The 17,082-nt window shown below is 53.4% G+C and carries 15 protein-coding genes; 5 read left to right on the forward strand and 10 right to left on the reverse strand.

Features of this window, described 5'->3' with window-relative positions; genetic code table 11:
- Window positions 1–31 precede the first annotated feature (31 nt).
- From J2Z18_RS06400 to J2Z18_RS06415, 4 genes are all read right to left on the reverse strand, one after another.
- Window positions 32–886, reverse strand: a complete 855-nt coding sequence (locus J2Z18_RS06400; protein WP_276825252.1) for an MBL fold metallo-hydrolase — start codon at window positions 884–886, stop codon at window positions 32–34.
- 289 nt (window positions 887–1,175) lie between these two features.
- Window positions 1,176–3,149: a PTS fructose transporter subunit IIABC gene (locus J2Z18_RS06405; protein ID WP_210094396.1), complete on the reverse strand. Its 1,974-nt coding sequence runs from the start codon at window positions 3,147–3,149 to the stop codon at window positions 1,176–1,178.
- Between the two features lie 73 nt (window positions 3,150–3,222).
- Window positions 3,223–4,134 (reverse strand): 1-phosphofructokinase, encoded by a 912-nt coding sequence (pfkB, locus tag J2Z18_RS06410; RefSeq protein WP_007127324.1) that lies wholly within the window; start codon window positions 4,132–4,134, stop codon window positions 3,223–3,225.
- On the reverse strand, window positions 4,134–4,883 hold the full coding sequence (locus tag J2Z18_RS06415) for a DeoR/GlpR family DNA-binding transcription regulator (RefSeq protein WP_007127323.1): 750 nt from the start codon (window positions 4,881–4,883) through the stop codon (window positions 4,134–4,136). Before J2Z18_RS06415 ends, pfkB begins: the two co-directional genes overlap by 1 nt.
- Before the next feature lie 287 nt (window positions 4,884–5,170).
- Between J2Z18_RS06415 and J2Z18_RS06420 the strand changes: the two genes are divergently transcribed.
- Entirely contained in the window at window positions 5,171–6,082 is a 912-nt protein-coding gene (locus J2Z18_RS06420) for a J domain-containing protein (RefSeq protein ID WP_007127322.1), read from the forward strand.
- Window positions 6,083–6,183: 101 nt separating this feature from the next.
- Here J2Z18_RS06420 and J2Z18_RS06425 read toward each other — a convergent pair whose 3' ends face one another.
- Window positions 6,184–7,131 (reverse strand): DUF8580 domain-containing lipoprotein, encoded by a 948-nt coding sequence (locus J2Z18_RS06425; RefSeq protein ID WP_210094397.1) that lies wholly within the window; start codon window positions 7,129–7,131, stop codon window positions 6,184–6,186.
- Between the two features lie 176 nt (window positions 7,132–7,307).
- Between J2Z18_RS06425 and J2Z18_RS06430 the strand changes: the two genes are divergently transcribed.
- Both J2Z18_RS06430 and J2Z18_RS06435 read left to right on the forward strand, forming a co-directional pair.
- The gene (locus J2Z18_RS06430) at window positions 7,308–8,168 is read left to right on the forward strand and encodes a DegV family protein (protein WP_210094398.1); all 861 of its coding nucleotides are present in this window, start codon (window positions 7,308–7,310) and stop codon (window positions 8,166–8,168) included.
- Window positions 8,169–8,416: 248 nt separating this feature from the next.
- On the forward strand, window positions 8,417–8,920 hold the full coding sequence (locus J2Z18_RS06435; protein ID WP_007127319.1) for a hypothetical protein: 504 nt from the start codon (window positions 8,417–8,419) through the stop codon (window positions 8,918–8,920).
- A 141-nt stretch (window positions 8,921–9,061) separates the two neighbouring features.
- Here J2Z18_RS06435 and glpX read toward each other — a convergent pair whose 3' ends face one another.
- The 4 genes from glpX to J2Z18_RS06455 all read right to left on the reverse strand — a co-directional run bounded on the left by glpX (window position 9,062) and on the right by J2Z18_RS06455 (window position 12,087).
- Entirely contained in the window at window positions 9,062–10,039 is a 978-nt protein-coding gene (glpX, locus tag J2Z18_RS06440) for a class II fructose-bisphosphatase (protein WP_210094399.1), read from the reverse strand.
- Between the two features lie 154 nt (window positions 10,040–10,193).
- Complete coding sequence (locus tag J2Z18_RS06445; RefSeq protein ID WP_007127317.1) at window positions 10,194–11,000, reverse strand: pyruvate, water dikinase regulatory protein; 807 nt, start codon at window positions 10,998–11,000, stop codon at window positions 10,194–10,196.
- Between the two features lie 13 nt (window positions 11,001–11,013).
- Window positions 11,014–11,673: a helix-turn-helix transcriptional regulator gene (locus tag J2Z18_RS06450; RefSeq protein WP_007127316.1), complete on the reverse strand. Its 660-nt coding sequence runs from the start codon at window positions 11,671–11,673 to the stop codon at window positions 11,014–11,016.
- 237 nt (window positions 11,674–11,910) lie between these two features.
- Entirely contained in the window at window positions 11,911–12,087 is a 177-nt protein-coding gene (locus J2Z18_RS06455) for a GapA-binding peptide SR1P (RefSeq protein ID WP_007127315.1), read from the reverse strand.
- 319 nt (window positions 12,088–12,406) lie between these two features.
- Here J2Z18_RS06455 and J2Z18_RS06460 point away from each other — a divergent pair, with 319 nt between their 5' ends.
- Window positions 12,407–13,396 carry a cation diffusion facilitator family transporter gene (locus J2Z18_RS06460; RefSeq protein WP_210094400.1) on the forward strand — a complete coding sequence of 330 codons (990 nt, stop codon included), beginning with the start codon at window positions 12,407–12,409 and terminating at the stop codon, window positions 13,394–13,396.
- Between the two features lie 102 nt (window positions 13,397–13,498).
- Here the strand turns inward: J2Z18_RS06460 and J2Z18_RS06465 are convergent, their stop codons facing one another.
- The gene (locus tag J2Z18_RS06465; RefSeq protein ID WP_210094401.1) at window positions 13,499–15,292 is read right to left on the reverse strand and encodes a S9 family peptidase; all 1,794 of its coding nucleotides are present in this window, start codon (window positions 15,290–15,292) and stop codon (window positions 13,499–13,501) included.
- A 312-nt stretch (window positions 15,293–15,604) separates the two neighbouring features.
- On the opposite strand from J2Z18_RS06465, the gene J2Z18_RS06470 reads away from it, so the two are divergent.
- Window positions 15,605–16,996, forward strand: coding sequence for a SpoVR family protein (locus tag J2Z18_RS06470; protein WP_210094402.1), 1,392 nt, complete (start codon window positions 15,605–15,607; stop codon window positions 16,994–16,996).
- Window positions 16,997–17,082: the final 86 nt, after the last annotated feature.

Consider the following 17,082-nt stretch of genomic DNA (forward strand, 5'->3'; position numbering starts at 1 on the left):
TCTATAAGCGCAAAACCACCTGTACGAAGGGCTACGCCTTGACATAAATCAATCGTTCCGTTCGCGCCATCACTTTGGTCTTCATGTAGGGATGGTTCTCATAACAGTAATCGATAAAATGCCCCGGTCTTTCCCCGTTCCACGGGAATACGTCATAGTGGAGTGGGATCGTCAGCTCGAAGCCCGCTGCTGCAGCAAGCTCAGCCGCCTCACGGAAGCCCATATTGCCCACGATCCCATCCTGCCTACGGAAGGCGTCTCCCCCGTTGATCGGCACCATGCCGATGTCAATCGCGTGATTCCGCAGCCGCTCAACAAGACCCGGGTAAACGACGGTATCGCCAGCATGATACATTAGCACGCCCGAAATATCAATCAAATACCCGACATACCGGTGCCCCAGCATCCGATCCTCCTCAAGCACTTCATGAGCCGCCGGCACCGCCATCAAGCGGAAGCCCTCAAGCTCCTGCCATTGGTCGCACGCGGCAGCCAGCAGCCGGTCTTCGGCAACTCCTGCGTCTCGCATCGCCTCATGACAGATTGCCGGCGCGACAAAGCGGGTGTCCGGGTTATTCTTGGCGATAACCGAGATCGTCCCCAAGTCCATATGATCATCGTGCTCATGCGTAATCAGCACCACATTGGCATTCGTAACATGCTGCGGCTTAAGCGGAGCTGGAAAAGCCCGCTGGAGGTCGCTCTTCCGCTCCAGCTCGTCGGACAGATAAGGATCGATATAAATAACGGTCTCCCCGCCTTTAATTACAACGCTCTCCTGTCCCAAAAACCAAACCGCAGCCATTCCGTGCGGAGCGGATGTTCGATTCATCTCCCCGATCAGCTGCTCCGGTGTTCGTCCATGGCCGTTATGACGTCCATTCACTTGTCCCCTCTCCCTTCGGTTGATGTTGCAATAAACGGTGAGCACAGATGCTTCTGCTTATTCATCGACTCACCAGCCTCTGTACATACTGTACCCTAAATCAGCATCTTCTGGGAGCTTTTCATCGTAGGAATTGTGTTATGTTAAACGGGACAACGTAAAAAAAGAGCTGGAAAGGGGCTTGCCGCCTCTTATTCCAACTCGCATCAAGTATTTGGAGATATTTTTGCTTTAAAACCAGCAACATTCAAGAGATAATGCCGGTAAGATCGGGCTAAAATCCACTGCTCTATTTGCTTTCAACCGGCCGCTTCCACAGACCCAGCAGTACACCTGACAGCGCCGCGCCAATGATAACGGCCAGCAGGAACAGCAGCGCGTGGTTGGCCAAAGCCGCTACGAAAATCCCTCCATGCGGGGCCGGAACGTTAACGCTCCACAGCTGTGTCAATCCGCCGGCAACCGCCGAACCGAGAATGCACGATGTCAGTACGCGCAGCGGGTCGGCAGCGGCAAATGGGATCGCGCCTTCCGTGATAAAGGAAAGACCCATAACATAGTTCGTAACCCCGGACTTGCGCTCCTGTTCCGTAAATTTGCGCTTGAAGAACGTCGTAGCCAGGGCGATTGCCAGAGGAGGAACCATGCCGCCGGCCATCACCGCCGCCATCATCGCGCCGTTCGTATTGCCGCTCGACGTAAATACGCCGATAGCGAATGCATAAGCCGCTTTATTGAAAGGGCCGCCCATGTCAATCGACATCATTCCGCCGAGAATCAGACCAAGAATGACGGCATTGCCCGTTCCGAGATTGTTCAGAATATCGGTCAGGCCAAGATTGATCCAGCTGAAGAACGGATCGAACAGATAAAACATGATGGTACCGGTGATCAGCAAACCAACGACTGGATACAGCAATATCGGCTTCAAGCCGTCCAGTGCCTTCGGCAAGCCGGCAAACCATTTGCGAAGCAGAATGACGACATATCCGGCAAGGAAGCCGGCAGCCAAACCGCCGAGGAACCCGGAATTCGAATTCAGCGCCATCAGGCCGCCGACCATGCCGGGCATCAATGCCGGACGATCACCGATGCTTAAGGCAATGAATCCGGCAAGGACCGGAATCAGGAAGTGGAAAGCGCCTTCTCCTCCGCCAATCGTCTGCAGCAGCTGAAAGAGCGGATGATTCTCACCGGCAAGCTGCTCGATCAGGAAGGATACGGCCAGCAGAATGCCTCCGCCGACAACGAATGGCAGCATATGCGAAATCCCGTTCATCAGATCCTTGTAAATTTTGCTGCCGATGCCGCTGTGTCCGCCCTGCTGTTCTCCGGATGTCCCGCCGCCTTCGCTGCGGTAGATCGGCGCATCACCGCTCGCTGCCTTTCGAATCAGCTCCTCCGATTTGCGGATGCCGTCGCTGACTGGGCGCTGCAGCACCGGCTTGCCGTTAAAGCGGGCCATCTCGACCTGCTTATCGGCAGCAATGATGACGCCGGCGGCGCGCCGAATTTCCTCCTCGGTCAAAATGTTCTGCGCCCCTTCCGAGCCGTTCGTTTCCACCCGAATCTCGACGCCCATCTCTTGGGCTTTCTTCTTGAGCGCGTCCTCCGCCATAAACGTATGGGCGATCCCGGTCGGACAGGCCGTTACGGCAACGACGAAGGCGCCTTGCTCACCGGAGGCTGCTCCGTCCTGAACGGGTGCGGCTTCGATAGCGCTGTCAGACTCCGGACGCTTGTCCGATTGCTTCTCTGCTTCTTTCCTTTGCTTGGCAGCTTCCTTCTCGGCCTTTGCCGCTTCTTCTTCCGCCTGCTTGGCATCGAATAGCGCCGTTACTTCCTCAGGCGTCTTCGTCTCCATCAACCGGCTGATGAAATCGGCATCAATCAGCAGCCTGGAAAGTGCAGCAAGCGTCCGCAAATGGGTATTTCCCGCGCCCTCAGGCGCTGCAATCATGAAGAACACATAAGCCGGCTCGCCGTCCAATGCCTCAAAATCCACACCCTTGCTGCTCTTGGCAAATACGACGGTCGGCTCGTTCACCGCCCGGGTCTTCGCATGGGGCATCGCAATGCCTCCGCCGATCCCCGTGCTCGATTCCGCTTCCCGCTTCAGAATCGCTTCCTTGAACAGGACCGGATCATTGATTCGTCCGCTTGCGGCCAGGCTGGCAATCAGCTCGTCGATCGCCGCCTCCTTCGTTACCGCTTGCAGATCCATAATCATGGTCTGCTGAATCATTAATTCCGTTATTCTCATTATGGATAACACTCCCTTAATTTCTGCCTTAGATGTCTGCCGTTTCGCAGCCGCATTGCAAACATGCATGTCCTCACAATGGCGTGATCGTGACCTGTTCACGAAGTTTATCGATCATTTCTCTGGCTGCCAGATCGTCCGAGAACGCCGTTGCGCTTCCCGATGCAACCCCGGTCCGGAATGCCTCAAGCGGACTGTGCCCCAGAGACAGCGTGCCGACAAACCCGGCAATCATCGAATCGCCTGCGCCTACCGAATTCCGGACCGTTCCCGCCGGAACGTTGGCGTGATAAACCTGATCAGCCGTAATGAGCAGGGCTCCTTCTCCCGCCATGGAGATCATCGCATGCTGCGCACCCTGCTCAAGCAGCTTGCGGCCGTACATGACAAGCTTATCGCGCGAATCCATCGGGACGCCGAATAACTCGGCCAGCTCGTGATGGTTCGGCTTGACGACAAGCGGCTGCTGAGCCAAAGCCTTCATCAGCGCATTCCCCGTCGTATCGATCACGAATTCGGCTCCGCTCTTCTTGCACGCTTGAATTAACAGGTCGTAGAAGCCTGAGCCAAGCGATGGCGGAACGCTTCCGGACAGTACCGCGATATCGCCCGGCTGAAGCCGTGACAGCTTATGGACCAATTCATCGGCCTCCTCTTGCCGGATGCTCGGCCCGAGGCCGTTAATCTCCGTCTCGTCCCCGTGCTTAAGCTTGATGTTGATTCTTGTATCATCTTCAATCCTCACGAAGTCGGTGACGATCCCTTCCTTTCTCAGCGTCTCGTCGATAAACCGCCCGGTAAATCCACCAAGAAAGCCGATCGCGGTATTGTCTGCGCCGAGCTGGTTCAATACCCGCGAGACATTGATGCCTTTGCCCCCCGGGAACTTCAAGTCCCGGGCCATTCTGTTCAAGCTTCCAAGCTCGATATGCTCCACTTCCACGATGTAATCGATGGAAGGATTCAAAGTTACCGTATATATCATCATGATCCCTCAATTATGTTGGTTTTCTGTGCTATGGACTTCCGCCAGGCTTCCGGCAGCGATTCGGTAATCAACGTCGCTTCGCTTAAATCCAGCAGCTTAGCGAACGTGACTTCTCCGATCTTGCTGGAGTCCGCAAGAACATAGCTGGTAGCGGACAGCTGATGGGCCCGCCGTTTGATCAAGGCTTCTTCCGGATCCGGCGTCGTATACCCCATCTCGATATCGACGCCGTTCGTCCCGAGAAAGCAGCGGTCAAAGCGGAAGTTATCCATGTTTTGAAGAGCTATGCTGCCGATTACGGCTTTCGTGCGAATCTTCATCATGCCGCCCAGAAGATAGCTGTTGATGCGTTTGCTTACCAATGCTTCGATATGCGATAAGCCGTTGGTCACAACGGTCACGTTGCTTGCTTCGATAAACGGGATCATCGCCAATGTGGTCGTTCCCGCATCCAGATAAATGCTCTCGCCATCCTGTACCTGCTGCGCAGCCAGCTTGGCAACGGCATTTTTCTGTTGAATGTTTTTGAATGATTTCTCTTCCATTCCCGGCTCGGGGGCCTTTTGACTCGGCAGCGCTGCTCCCCCGTGAATACGCTTTAATAAGCGGCGTTCCTCAAGATCAATCAAATCACGCCGCACTGTAGATTCCGATGCTTCCAGGAGTTCGACCAATTCCTGCAATTTGACGACCCCGCGCTCTTGTAAGCGCTCTAAAATAACGCGGTATCTTTCTTCAGTCAGCATAATGAATCCCCTCCAGATCTAATCCTATCATATTTCGCGCAAAAAACAATCAAAAATAATCATAAACATTCATAATCCTTCAAATTATTGAATGGCATATTCCCTATATTTTTCATACCGCTCCAGCTTTATCCGCCCCGCTTGCTTCTGGCTCTTCTTCGTTGCGGCTGGGTTTTATCGTCCTAATGCCGACTCGCCTGCACCGTCTATAAACGTTTGTGCAAGTATGCCTCTTCACTATATACTGGTAACTAGGAAACTCTCACAGTATAGAAGAGGTGACATGGATGGATCAATTGAAAGAAGCCTACGAACGAATGGGCTTGCCGGAGGATGCGACCCGGGAACAGCTTGATGACAGGTATACCCTCCTCATGCGTCAGACCCGTTCGCAGCAAAGGCGTGAGCCGGACCGGGCGGAAGAGATTGAAGCCCGCTTCGCCGAGATTACCAAGGCCTACAAATTCATTCTTGATGAAGAGAACCGCAAGTCTCTGGAGGAATTGAATCAGAAGCGGTATGGAAAATACAAAAAACTGGCCGGAACTGCCGAGAAAACCGACCATTTCTTCCGTTATTATAAATTTCATCTGCTTGGGGGCATCGCCATTCTTGGCATTCTTGTGTATATCGCGATCAGCATCTTTAACCATCAGGCGGAAAAAGAGCGGCTGGCAAAGCTGCCCCCGGTAGACCTCTCCGTGATGTTCCTGGGGTCGTATTTCAACCCCGACGGCGGTACGGATGTCAAGCCGATTGAAGACGCGATTTTGGCACAGTTTCCCGAGTGGAAACGCGTAACCGTTAACATTAATTATGTGCCGGCGCTCGACTCGAACAATCCGCAGGACGCCGCCATGCTGCAAAAAGCGCTGCTCGTGCTGGCAACCGAAAGGCCTGACCTTTATATCATGGATAAGAATGCATTTGACTGGGTCGGCAATCAAGGCATGGTACGCCCGCTGGAAGCAGAAGTGAACGGCGAGCTGAAAGCGCTTGTGACACCGGAGATGCTTCTGAAGGGGGTCGACGAGGAAGACGGCACCGAGCATGTGTATGCCGTCGATATTATGGGAAGCAAGCTGGGCGAGGAAATTCCCGTGCTCAAGAACGAGATGTACGCAGGGATTCGTGAGGGGACGGAGAAGGACGCCAACGCAAAGCTCTTTATTCAGAGATATCTCGAAGCTTCTAAATAGCACGCAGCATTGAGGGAATAACAAAACCGCCCGGGAGGCAAGGAGTCGGCTCGCGATTCCCCTTACGCCGGGCGGTTTCTTTTATCTAAATAAGTGGAGAGTTATTGGTTAACGATCGTAGCTAGCGATGCAAACGCATGTGGCACAAAGCCCTCGGTCGGCTCGCGATGCGGGATATTCACACGGAAGATAAAGCCTTGACCATCGATTTCCGCTACGATATATTCCCGGGTCAGCTGCTCCCCTCGGGCAATCATGTACACGGGGGCATTTTTCAGCGCCTGATTTCTTTCATTCTCCTTCGCCTCAAGGACTTTACCCACTTCGGCCAATTCTTTCTCGGCCTCTTGCTTCAGCATGTCCCCGTTGTAATCCGAGGGCAGCTTCGTAATTTTTACATAATAATCTGGATCCACATTCATTGTCAGCTTGCCGGTCTTCGCGTCAAACGAGAAGATATCGAATATATACAAGGAATACCCGTTTCCTGAAGCCAGCTTGGCGGTCTTCGTCTCCTTCATGCCTTCGAGCTCAAGCTCCACTTCCTTCGTGGCGGGAAGCTGCGAGGTATCCGAATCCGAGCCGCTGCCGGACTGCCTGACCGTTATTTTCGTCAGAATCAATTGCTTCAGCCCTTCATCGCCTTCAACCGGCTCCTCGAAATATTCGAAGGCAACCTCTTCATTTCCCTGGAGTCCGGCAATGGCTTCGTTCATATGATCCCCGAGACGGAAGGCGGTCGGTCCGTCTTCGGTTTCAATCTCTACGGAATGATTATCAATTTGACCCACATAGGTACCGGTCCCCTGTTTCGTTTCAGTGCTCTGACCCTCTTCCGGATCTCCCGGCTTTACCGGTTCTTGCGTTTCGCCTTCTTCAGGATTGGGCTCCGCCGGCTGCACCGGTTCTTGTACTCCTTCTTCAACCGGATTCGGATCGACCGGGGGCTCTGCTGCCGGTTGTTCACCGCTGCACGCGGTAACGGCCAGAAGCAATACAGCCGCAGTTGTGAGTGCAACCAGCTTGTTCCGAGCTGCTCTCTTTCCCATAAAACCACCTCCTATCATTACGGACGAAGGAGGACCGATGAAGGTTGCGGCCGATTACCAATTCTTCTTAATATTTCCTGCCGCCACCCGGCCCGCCTGACAATATCATTCACTTTTACTATCAAACAAGGTATGCTAGTAGTACAGAGCAAAATAGTTGATAAAGGGAGATGTTCATGTCTGGAAAAATTAAAATATTCGCTGATAGTACTTGCGATCTGCCCTCTGCATGGATAGAAAAGCATCATATCGGAATTATTCCTCTCTATGTGGTATTTGGTGAGCAATCTCTGCGTGACGGCGTGGATATTACGCCTGAGCAGCTGTACGCCAAGGTCGACCAGGTAGGCCATCTGCCAAAGACAGCAGCTCCTTCCCCATCTGACTTCATCGCCGCCTTCACGCCTTCGATCGAGCAGGGCGAAGATATACTGTTTCTCAGCATTTCATCCGAGCTGTCCTCGACGTATCAAAACGCGCTGATCGCTGCCGGCGAGCTGCCTGAGGGCCGGGTTACCGTCTTCGATTCCCGCAATCTCTCCTGCGGCATCGGACTCCTCGTGATGAAGGCCGTGCGTGCAGCCGAACAAGGCGCCTCCATTCCTCAAATCGTGGAGCTGCTCAGCCGAACCGTCAATGAAGTGGAGTGCGAATTCGTTATCGATACGCTGGATTATTTGCATAAAGGCGGTCGCTGCTCCGGCATGCAGAACATCATCGGCAGCTTGCTGAAGATCCGTCCGGTGATTAAAGTCGTCAACGGCGGAATGATTCCTGCCTACAAGGTTCGCGGCAAGAAAGAAAAGGCACTGGACCAGATGATCCAAAATGCGCTCGCTCAGGTCCAGGACATGGACAATGATTTGATCATTGTTGTACATACGATGGCGGAAGAGGAAGCCCGGTTCCTGCAGAAGGAGCTGCAGGAGAAGACCGGTGCACGGGAGGTTGCCATCTCCACGGCCGGATGCGTCATCTGCAGCCATTGCGGACCGCATACCGTCGGCCTGATGTATACCAAGAAACCGGCCGTTTAAGAGGCTGTTTTTCTAAAAATTCGTCGTTCCCGACTTTTTAAGTAGGGCTTTAAATGGTGGGTTATTCAAAGACAGTTCTGCTGTGCAGTTAGCATCATGCAGAGCTGTTTTCTTTATGTCAAATTGCTTCATTGCAATATCCTAGACTTTGGTCCAGTTCCGCGGGATACTCGGGACCGAGGACATCCTCATCCAGAACATGGTATTCTTGAGTTAACTATTTCTTTATAGGAAGGAAGTAAGCTCGTATGTTGAAACGTACCATCCTCGCTCCCCTGCTCATTCTGCTCGGTGCTTACCTGCTGCTCAATCAAGGCGGCTCCGTTGGCGCCGGCTCCATCTTTGCCACCTTCTGGCCAACCTTGTTCGTGATTCCGCTGGGGCTGTTTTTCCACTGGATGTATTTCTCGCTGGTCGGGCGTCAAGGCATCGGCCTGCTCATCCCGGGAGGAATCCTGCTGACAGCCGGTGTCGTCAGCCAGATCGCTTCCTTATTCGACAGCTGGGACACGATGTGGCCGGGATTTATTCTCGCCGTTGCAGCCGGCCTGTTCGAATTCTACTGGTTCGGCTCGCGCAATAAATGGCTGCTGATCCCCATCAATATTTTGACCGTGCTGTCCCTGCTGTTCTTTGTTGTCTTCTCCATTGGTCCGATGCTGAACTATTTGTCCGTGATCCAGCCTGTCATTGCGGTTCTGCTCGTGCTCGGAGGTGCTTGGATCATACTCGGACGCAAGCGGCACAGCTGAATTCAAGCCGGCACGAATTCAATAACTCAAACAAAAGCTGCCACGGGAAACCCGGGCGGGCGGCTTGTGCGCATGCACAAAGAGGCTGTTCCAAGGTCCCTTGACCTGGAACAGCCTCTTTTTATCCCCAAGAGGGATCGATCAGGATGATGCCGCAGCCGCCAGCGTTCCCGATCCCGCGAACAGCTGGTGGACGCTCCGCAGATAACGGACCGTTTGCGTACCCGAATGCATCAGGACCGAGTGCGTCTCCGCCCGCTGTCCCGGCAGGAATTTGACGCCCTGCAGAAAATCCCCGGGCGTTACCCCGGTCGCCACGAACAGCACGCCTTCCCTTCCTACCATATCCTCCATCCGAAGCAATTGCTCGGGATCCTGAAGCCCCATCCTGCGGCAGCGTTCCATATCGCCCGGCGTAACCGGAATCAGCCGGCCCTGAAGCTCGCCGCCAAGGCATTTCAGCGCGGCCGCGGCCAGCACCCCTTCAGGCGCCCCGCCGGACCCGACATAAAGATCGACCTCGCTGTCGGTGCAGGTTTCGATCGCTCCCATCACGTCTCCATGAGTGAGCAGCTTGATTCGAACCCCCGATTCCCGCAAAGCCGCAATCATGGCGCTGTGACGCTCACGGTCCAGAATGGATACCGTCAATTCCGATAACGGCTTATCCAGAATGACCGCCGCCTTCTGAAGCGTTACTTCGATCGGGTCGTCCAGGCTCAGCCTTCCCGCGAGCCGAGGACCAGCCGCCAGCTTGTGCATATAAATATCGGGTGCATGCAGAAGGCTTCCCCGCGGAGCTGCCGCGATCACCGATAGAGCATTATTCAAGCCGCTAGCCACCGTTTCAGTCCCTTCCAGCGGATCAACGGCAACATCCATCTTCGGTCCTTTGCCGCTGCCTACTCTTTCCCCAATATACAGCATTGGCGCTTCATCCATCTCGCCCTCACCGATCACGACCACGCCGTTCATAACGACCGAATCGAAGTGCTTGCGCATCGCAAGCGTCGCAGCCTCATCGGCACTGTGTTTGTCTCCTCTGCCGGTCCACCGGGCGGACCTGAGCGCCGCTTCCTCCGTTACTCGTACCAACTCCAATGCCAATGAGCTCTCCATTGATCGTACCCTCCCTCTCCTATATGTTCCGTCATATAATTTGGACAGATTGAATGCATGTCGTGGGCAAGCACGTAAAATGTTCCTGCAATCGCAGAAATCATTTTACTCTCTTGCCTGCATCGTATCGTTAAAACAAACTTCTATGGACATATTATTTCAATAAATTCGTGATCAGCCCCGCCGTCTCTTCAATGGCCTTATCCGTCACATCAATGACAGGGCAGCCCAGCCGTTCATACAACGACAGCGCATAATCGAGCTCCTCGCGGATCCGCTCAAGGGTCGCATACTGAACCTCATTCGGAAGCCCCATCACCTTGAGCCGTTCGCTGCGGATCTTCAGCAGATGCTCCGGCTCCATCGTCAAGCCGATGATCGTCCCCGTCTTCACCTCTTGAAGCTGCGAAGGCGGAGACAAATCCGGCACGATCGGATAATTGACCGTCTTGTAGCCTTTATGAGCAAGAAACATTGACAGCGGCGTCTTGGATATTCGCGAAACGCCAAGCAGGATGATGTCTGCCTTCAAGATCGCGCTGACATCCTTGCCGTCATCGTATTGAACGGCGAATTCCATCGCCTCCACTCGGCGGAAATACGTATCATCCAGGCGATGCAGCAAGCCGGGCAGCCGCTTCGGATAATCGTTGAAGGTGTCGGCGAAGGCCTGCATCATCGGTCCCATAATATCGACCGCGCGGATATTCAGCCTTACCGCCTCCTCCCGGATTACTTCCCGCAGCTCCGGCTGCACCAGCGTGTATGCTACAAATCCGCCCCGTCTGGCAACCTCCTCCATCAGCTCCGTAAGCTCTTCCTCGTCCCGAACATTCATATATCGCTTGATTTCGGCGTCTTCCAGCTCGAACTGCCGCAGCGTTGCCTGTACGACCGCTTCGGCCGTCTCCCCGATTGAATCTGAACAGATTGCTATAAAATGAGTCGATGCCTGATTCATCCGATTCCTCCCACTATTCCTCGGCTACCATGTCGAGCAGCATTTTGATGATATTAGTTTTGGTAATGCGTCCTACAACCTTCCAGTGATCCGGATTGCCGTCCTCTGACGGAACGACAACCGGCAGGCTGTCGATCTGCCTTGTTATGATTTTGCGGGCGGCATCAAGCACCGTATCCTCCGGCTGTACCGTGGTCACATTCGCCCGGCGCGTCATAATAAGGCTGACCGGCATGGACGAGGCCGACGGATTCCCCAGCGTCACCTTGAGCAGGTCCTTGCGGGACACGATGCCTGCAAGATGGCCGTCCGCATCGGTCACAATGAGGTTCCCCACGTTTTCAAGGAACAGGGCGACAACCGCCTCCTGGATCGTTGTGGTCTCCCTTATGATGATCGGAACGCCGTGGAGGTCGCCAACCTTCATTTTGAGCAGTCGGAACTTTTCCTCCCGATCAGGCTCGCCCCGCTTTCCGAGAAAATATCCAACCTTAGGCTTTGCATCGATGTAATCCAGTATGACAAGCTTGGATAAATCGGTACGCAGAGTAGCCCGGCTAACGTTAAGCAGCTCCGCGATTTGATCTCCCGTAATCGGGGCATGCTTCTTTACGATATCGACGATTTCCAGCTGTCTTGGCGTCAGTTCGATAGTGATCCCTCCTGCTTCCATTTCCTCTGCTTGCGGATATAATACGTCATATATATTATATATGCAACATATTTTCGTCTAAAATGATGACATAAAGTATTAATATTTTTTGTATGGCCTATTAAAAAAATTGATAAAGATTGTTCTCCTGATGATCCTCGGGTCCCCATCTCATGCCTGACGCCAAATAAAATGCAGAAAATAAAAAGCATGCCCCGGAATGCACTTCCTAGGCATGCTTTGCTTAGATTAATGAACTTATGAATTCTGGGCAGTACTTCGCTCGCACTCTCCTTTGCCGCAGTATCCGTGAATGATTTTAACGCCGTCGGTGGGGATCGTATCAACCATTTCTTCACATCCGGAGCAAATAATAAGCCCCATATCCTGTCTTCCTTGAGCCACTCCTGCCTCTGGACTTGTCAACGCCTTCATTCCCATTTCCTCCTTAGCATTGTTTCGCATTGCTGCAAGGCAGATGTCCTTACTCCTTACCCAATGGTTCAACCTTCAATCCCTTCTCGCCGCATCCAGAACGGCTTCGCCCCACCCATCCTTTATTTTCCACTATATTGTTAATGTATTGGGTAAGAAATAAAGTTATGAGTAATTCATGGAGAATGAGCTTTAACTTCGGGTAAACTAAGGAAACGGCCGTACGCTGGAGGAAAAAATCACCATATATTCGGTATCCTGTGATAATATAGATTTCGGAAATCACCTGGAAATTGACACTGATCGACGGAGGGTTTGGATGAAAAACTTGTGGCAGCTCATTAAGAAAGGAAACACGTCTTCGGCCATCGCATCGCTTGGCAATACGGGACTTGCGATCATTAAAGCGATCGCTGCTTCCGTCAGCGGCAGCGGGACGATGTTCGCCTCCGCCATGCATTCTGTCGCCGACGCCGTGAACCAGGGCTTCGTATTCGTCGGCAGCGTGCTCGCCGAGCGAAAGCCGACCAAGAAGTTCCCTACAGGGTTCGGGAGGGTCATCAATCTGGTCTGTATGGTTGCGGTCATCGTCGTAACGATTATGGCCTATGAAACCATTCATAAAGGCTACAAGCTTCTGAAGCATCCGGAGGAGGCAACGAGCTTCTGGCTGAACTTCATTGTCCTGGCTATAGCGGTCTTGATTGACGGCGGTATCCTGATGAAGGCGATGAAGGAGATTTTAAAAGAAACCCGGACCGAAGCTGCCGGACTCGGCATGTTCCCGGCCGCCTTCAAAAACGCCGGCAAGGCCGCACCGCCTACCCGGCTTGTGTTCTATGAAGACATCGTCGCCACGCTGGGAGCGCTGTTTGCGCTGATCGCCATCGTATTTGCCCACTTCATGGACTTCCTGATCCTCGACGGCATCGCAACGATTCTGATCGGATGTCTGATGATCGGCGTAGCCTTCAAGGTCGGGTACGACAATATGGTCGGTCTGATCGGCGTTTCAGCGCCGAAGGATGTCGAGGAGAAGATCTCCCGGATCATCCTTGCGGACCCGGATGTGCGTGACATCAATCGGCTCCGCATCGTGCAGGAAGGACGAAGCTACCATGTCGAGGCATACATCGAGCTGCGGCAAGGCATGTCCCTGGCCGAGGCCAGCGTATCCAAAATGCGGGTCAACTCCTTGCTGCTGCAAAACCCGGACATCTCCGATGTTACCCTGGGCATTCTGGAAGACGACAACATCCGGGTCTGGAGCCCGAGCGCCGATCTTGGCAGCGAACCACAAAAGCCTTAAAGCCCAGCACCTGTCGCCCCCTCGCGAGCACTGAACAGTCCGCTGCAGCCATAAAAAAGGCGCCCGCAATCGCTTGATGCGAGGCGCCTTTTTGTGATCCGATTATTGATTTCTCCGCAGGAACTCGGCCATGCGGGCATAGGCAATTTTTTCGTTGGCTTTCTTTGTGATGCCATGTCCCTCATCCTCGAACACGATATACTCGACGTCCCGGCCCTTGGCTCGAAGCGCCTCAACGATTTGGTCCGATTCCGCTTGAACGACACGCGGGTCATTCGCTCCCTGGATGATCAGCATCGGGTTCACCATGTTGTCCAGGTAGGTGATCGGCGAATCCTTGATGAACCGCTCCCGATCCCGCTCCGGATCGCCGAGCCAACGCTCCATGATCGGCTTCCAATGATCCGGAACCGAGTTGTAGAAGGTAAACAGATTGCTCACCCCCACGATGTCAATTGCCGCTTTGAAGTACTCGGGATTGCGGCCGGCCAGGAGCAAGGTCATATAACCGCCGTAGCTTCCACCCATAACAAAGAGCTTTTCCCGGCTTGAAATTCCCTGTTCGAACAGCCAATCCATTCCTGCAAGACAATCCTTGCGCGGCCCTTCGCCCCAGTCCTGCTCCACCAGCTTGACGAAGGAGCTGCCATAGCCTGTGCTGCCCCGGAAGTTCGGACAGAAGATATGGTATCCCTGTGCCAGGAGATACTGGAACATCGCCCGGAACTGCTTGCGCTCTGCGGCTTGCGGACCGCCATGCGGCCAGAAGATCGTGTATCCGTTAGCCACTCCCTCCTTGGCCCGGAACAGCAGCGCTTCGATCTCCATGCCGTCAAAAGACGGGTACGTAACGGTCTCAGGTGAGCACAGATCCTCCTCTGTCAAGCCTGTCAACACGTTCTTCGTCAGCATGGTCCAGCTGCCGTCCTTGTAGCAGTAAATATTCAGCGGCTTGACCGCGCCGCGGGCCAGCAGGTACAGAGTCCCCGATTTCGTCACGTTCAGCTGCTCTACGATATCCGCCGGCAGAGGCAGCTCCGTCAATTCGCTGCTGTCCATGGAATAGGCATACAGCTTATCTTCCACGCCTTTTTCCGTCAGGATATAAAGCGTTCGGGAATCCTCATGCCAGCGTAGAAGCTGAACGCTCTCCCGTTCGATCCGGCACAGCGGCTCAAACTTCCGCTGGGAAATGTGATACGCGGCGACGTAAGAAAACTCGGAATCATAGTCGGTCGTAAACACGACATGATCGTTGTCGATAAACTGCACGCCGCCGGCGGTATGCACCTGCTCTGGCGACGGAGTCAGACACAGAGGCTCCTCGGATTCCCGCTGTACATAGCTTATGTAATAGGTATTGGCATACATTTTCGTATAAGCAATGGTCTTCTCGTCAGGACTCACGGCAGACAGCTCGGTGGCCGTATCCCGGCCTTCATGCAGAAGCTTCTTCTCTCTCGTCTCCAGATCATAGACCAGGGAGTTCAGACAGGACGGGTTGCCTTCCGATGTGACGTAATACAGCCTTCTGCCGTCCTCGGACAGATGTACGAAGAAATACTTGTCATCCGGATTGGCATCCTCGAATAACGGAATCGCTTCCCCGCCGCTCCAGCGCAGCGCGTGCATGTGATAGTTCTCATTGCCGTCGCGGTCAAACCCCGTAAGAATATGGCGCCCCTTGGGGTCCAGCTTAATGAAGCTTGCGGCCTGGTCATTGTAGGTAAGCGGGTAAGGATATGCCGTCTCCTCCCTCAGGTCCATCGCCCATAAATTGAACTTTCCGTTCATGCTGCTGAATACCAGTCTGGACTCATCTGCGCTTACAGCAAAATTACGAATCAAATAAGTCTGGAAAAATTGCTCGACATCCGGTTTAGGAAATGGAATCATTCCTTTGCCTCCCTGTCCCTCTAATTATCCACAGGTTGATTAACTGGTGGATTATGCCAACGCAGCGGATTATCTCATATTATAGCGTAAATCATTTCCGCGAACATCCTGACATTGGCATGAGGGCAAATCCGTGATCGACAGTCTCGGCATGGTATTTTTTTACACCAAAAAGTGGTCTCCATGCTTTCACCGCCCGCTCTCTTAACAAGCCTATTCTTCGCCCGACTCCTCCCTTGAGCCCGCATATCTCCATCAAGTTCCCATATATATGATAAGAACCAGGTTTCCATTAACGAAGGAGGGATCCTCGTGCACCAAGACGAGATTGCTGAGTTAGAGCGCTCCATTGCAGAGATTACCGAAATTGCATCAGGCTTCGGCCTTGATTTTTATCCCATGCGGTATGAGATCTGCCCGGCAGACATCATATACACCTTCGGCGCTTATGGCATGCCGACGCGGTTCAGCCACTGGAGCTTTGGCAAAACCTTCAATAAAATGAAGATGCAATACGATTTCGGTCTCAGTAAAATCTACGAGCTCGTGATCAATTCCAATCCGTGCTACGCTTTCCTCCTGGACGGCAATTCACTGATTCAGAACAAGCTGATCGTCGCCCATGTGCTCGCCCACTGCGATTTCTTCAAAAACAACGCCCGTTTTTCGGTCTCCAACCGCAATATGGTGGAGAGCATGTCCGCTACCGCCGAGCGGATATCCCGTTATGAGCTGGAGCATGGAACGGAAGCGGTCGAGCAATTCATTGACGCGGTTCTGGCGATCCAGGAGCATGTCGACCCTCAAATCCTGAAGCCCGAAAAACTCGACAAGCAGCGCTATAACGAGCGGCGGATGCTGGAGCGGCGGGAAGAGGCCAAACGCCAGAAGCCTCCCGGCCGGTACGATGATCTATGGGAGCTGGATGAAGACGAGGAAGAAAAGGCGGAGCAGGCTCCCGCCGCGCCAAAGCGGTTTCCGGCTGAGCCGGAGAAGGACATCATGTGGTTTATTCAGGAGCACTCCGATATTCTTGAGGATTGGCAGCGGGACATCATGAGCATGCTTCGCGAGGAGATGCTGTATTTCTGGCCGCAGATGGAGACGAAAATCATGAATGAAGGCTGGGCCTCGTACTGGCATCAGCGCATACTGCGGGAGATGGACCTGACCAGCGAGGAAACGGTGGAATTCGCCAAGCTGAACGCTTCCGTCGTCCAGCCGTTGCGCCACAGCCTGAACCCGTACTATCTGGGTCTTAAAATCTTCGAGGACATCGAACGGCGCTGGGACCGGGAGAAGATGTTCGACGTGAGGGAATACGACTCCGACATCTCGTTCCTTCGCAATTATTTGACCAAGGAGCTCGTTGAGGATCTGGACCTGTACGTATTCGAGAAGAAGGGCCCTGAGTGGAAAATTACGGACAAAGCGTGGGAAAACATTCGGGATCAGCTCGTCGTCTCCCGCGTAAACGGCGGCAACCCCTATCTGGTCGTCACCGACGGGGACCATCTTCGTTCCGGTGAACTCATGATCAAGCATCTATTCGAAGGCATCGAGCTTGATCTGAAATACATGGAGCGCACAATACCGTACGTTTACCGGCTCTGGGGCAAGCCGGTGCATTTGCACAGCATGATCGAAGGCAAGCCGATTCTATTCTCCTATGACGGCAAGAAGCTCCACCGGCGATTTATTTGAATGACTTTTGTCGCAGCTTCGATTCGTTTCTTCCGCATTAATAAAAATAGAAGCAGCATCCTCCCGGTGCAATCGCTCCGGTCCGT

This window comes from Paenibacillus lactis (assembly GCF_017873605.1).
GTDB classification, from domain to species: domain Bacteria; phylum Bacillota; class Bacilli; order Paenibacillales; family Paenibacillaceae; genus Paenibacillus_AQ; species Paenibacillus_AQ lactis.

Coding starts and splice junctions, on each gene's coding strand:
- J2Z18_RS06405 (WP_210094396.1), bottom strand. CDS start 3,149: ATGAGAATAACGGAATTAATGATTCAGCAGACCATGATTATGGATCTG.
- pfkB (WP_007127324.1), bottom strand. CDS start 4,134: ATGATATATACGGTAACTTTGAATCCTTCCATCGATTACATCGTGGAA.
- J2Z18_RS06415 (WP_007127323.1), bottom strand. CDS start 4,883: ATGCTGACTGAAGAAAGATACCGCGTTATTTTAGAGCGCTTACAAGAG.
- J2Z18_RS06420 (WP_007127322.1), top strand. CDS start 5,171: ATGGATCAATTGAAAGAAGCCTACGAACGAATGGGCTTGCCGGAGGAT.
- J2Z18_RS06425 (WP_210094397.1), bottom strand. CDS start 7,131: ATGGGAAAGAGAGCAGCTCGGAACAAGCTGGTTGCACTCACAACTGCG.
- J2Z18_RS06430 (WP_210094398.1), top strand. CDS start 7,308: ATGTCTGGAAAAATTAAAATATTCGCTGATAGTACTTGCGATCTGCCC.
- J2Z18_RS06435 (WP_007127319.1), top strand. CDS start 8,417: ATGTTGAAACGTACCATCCTCGCTCCCCTGCTCATTCTGCTCGGTGCT.
- glpX (WP_210094399.1), bottom strand. CDS start 10,039: ATGGAGAGCTCATTGGCATTGGAGTTGGTACGAGTAACGGAGGAAGCG.
- J2Z18_RS06445 (WP_007127317.1), bottom strand. CDS start 11,000: ATGAATCAGGCATCGACTCATTTTATAGCAATCTGTTCAGATTCAATC.
- J2Z18_RS06450 (WP_007127316.1), bottom strand. CDS start 11,673: ATGGAAGCAGGAGGGATCACTATCGAACTGACGCCAAGACAGCTGGAA.
- J2Z18_RS06455 (WP_007127315.1), bottom strand. CDS start 12,087: ATGAAGGCGTTGACAAGTCCAGAGGCAGGAGTGGCTCAAGGAAGACAG.
- J2Z18_RS06460 (WP_210094400.1), top strand. CDS start 12,407: ATGAAAAACTTGTGGCAGCTCATTAAGAAAGGAAACACGTCTTCGGCC.
- J2Z18_RS06465 (WP_210094401.1), bottom strand. CDS start 15,292: ATGATTCCATTTCCTAAACCGGATGTCGAGCAATTTTTCCAGACTTAT.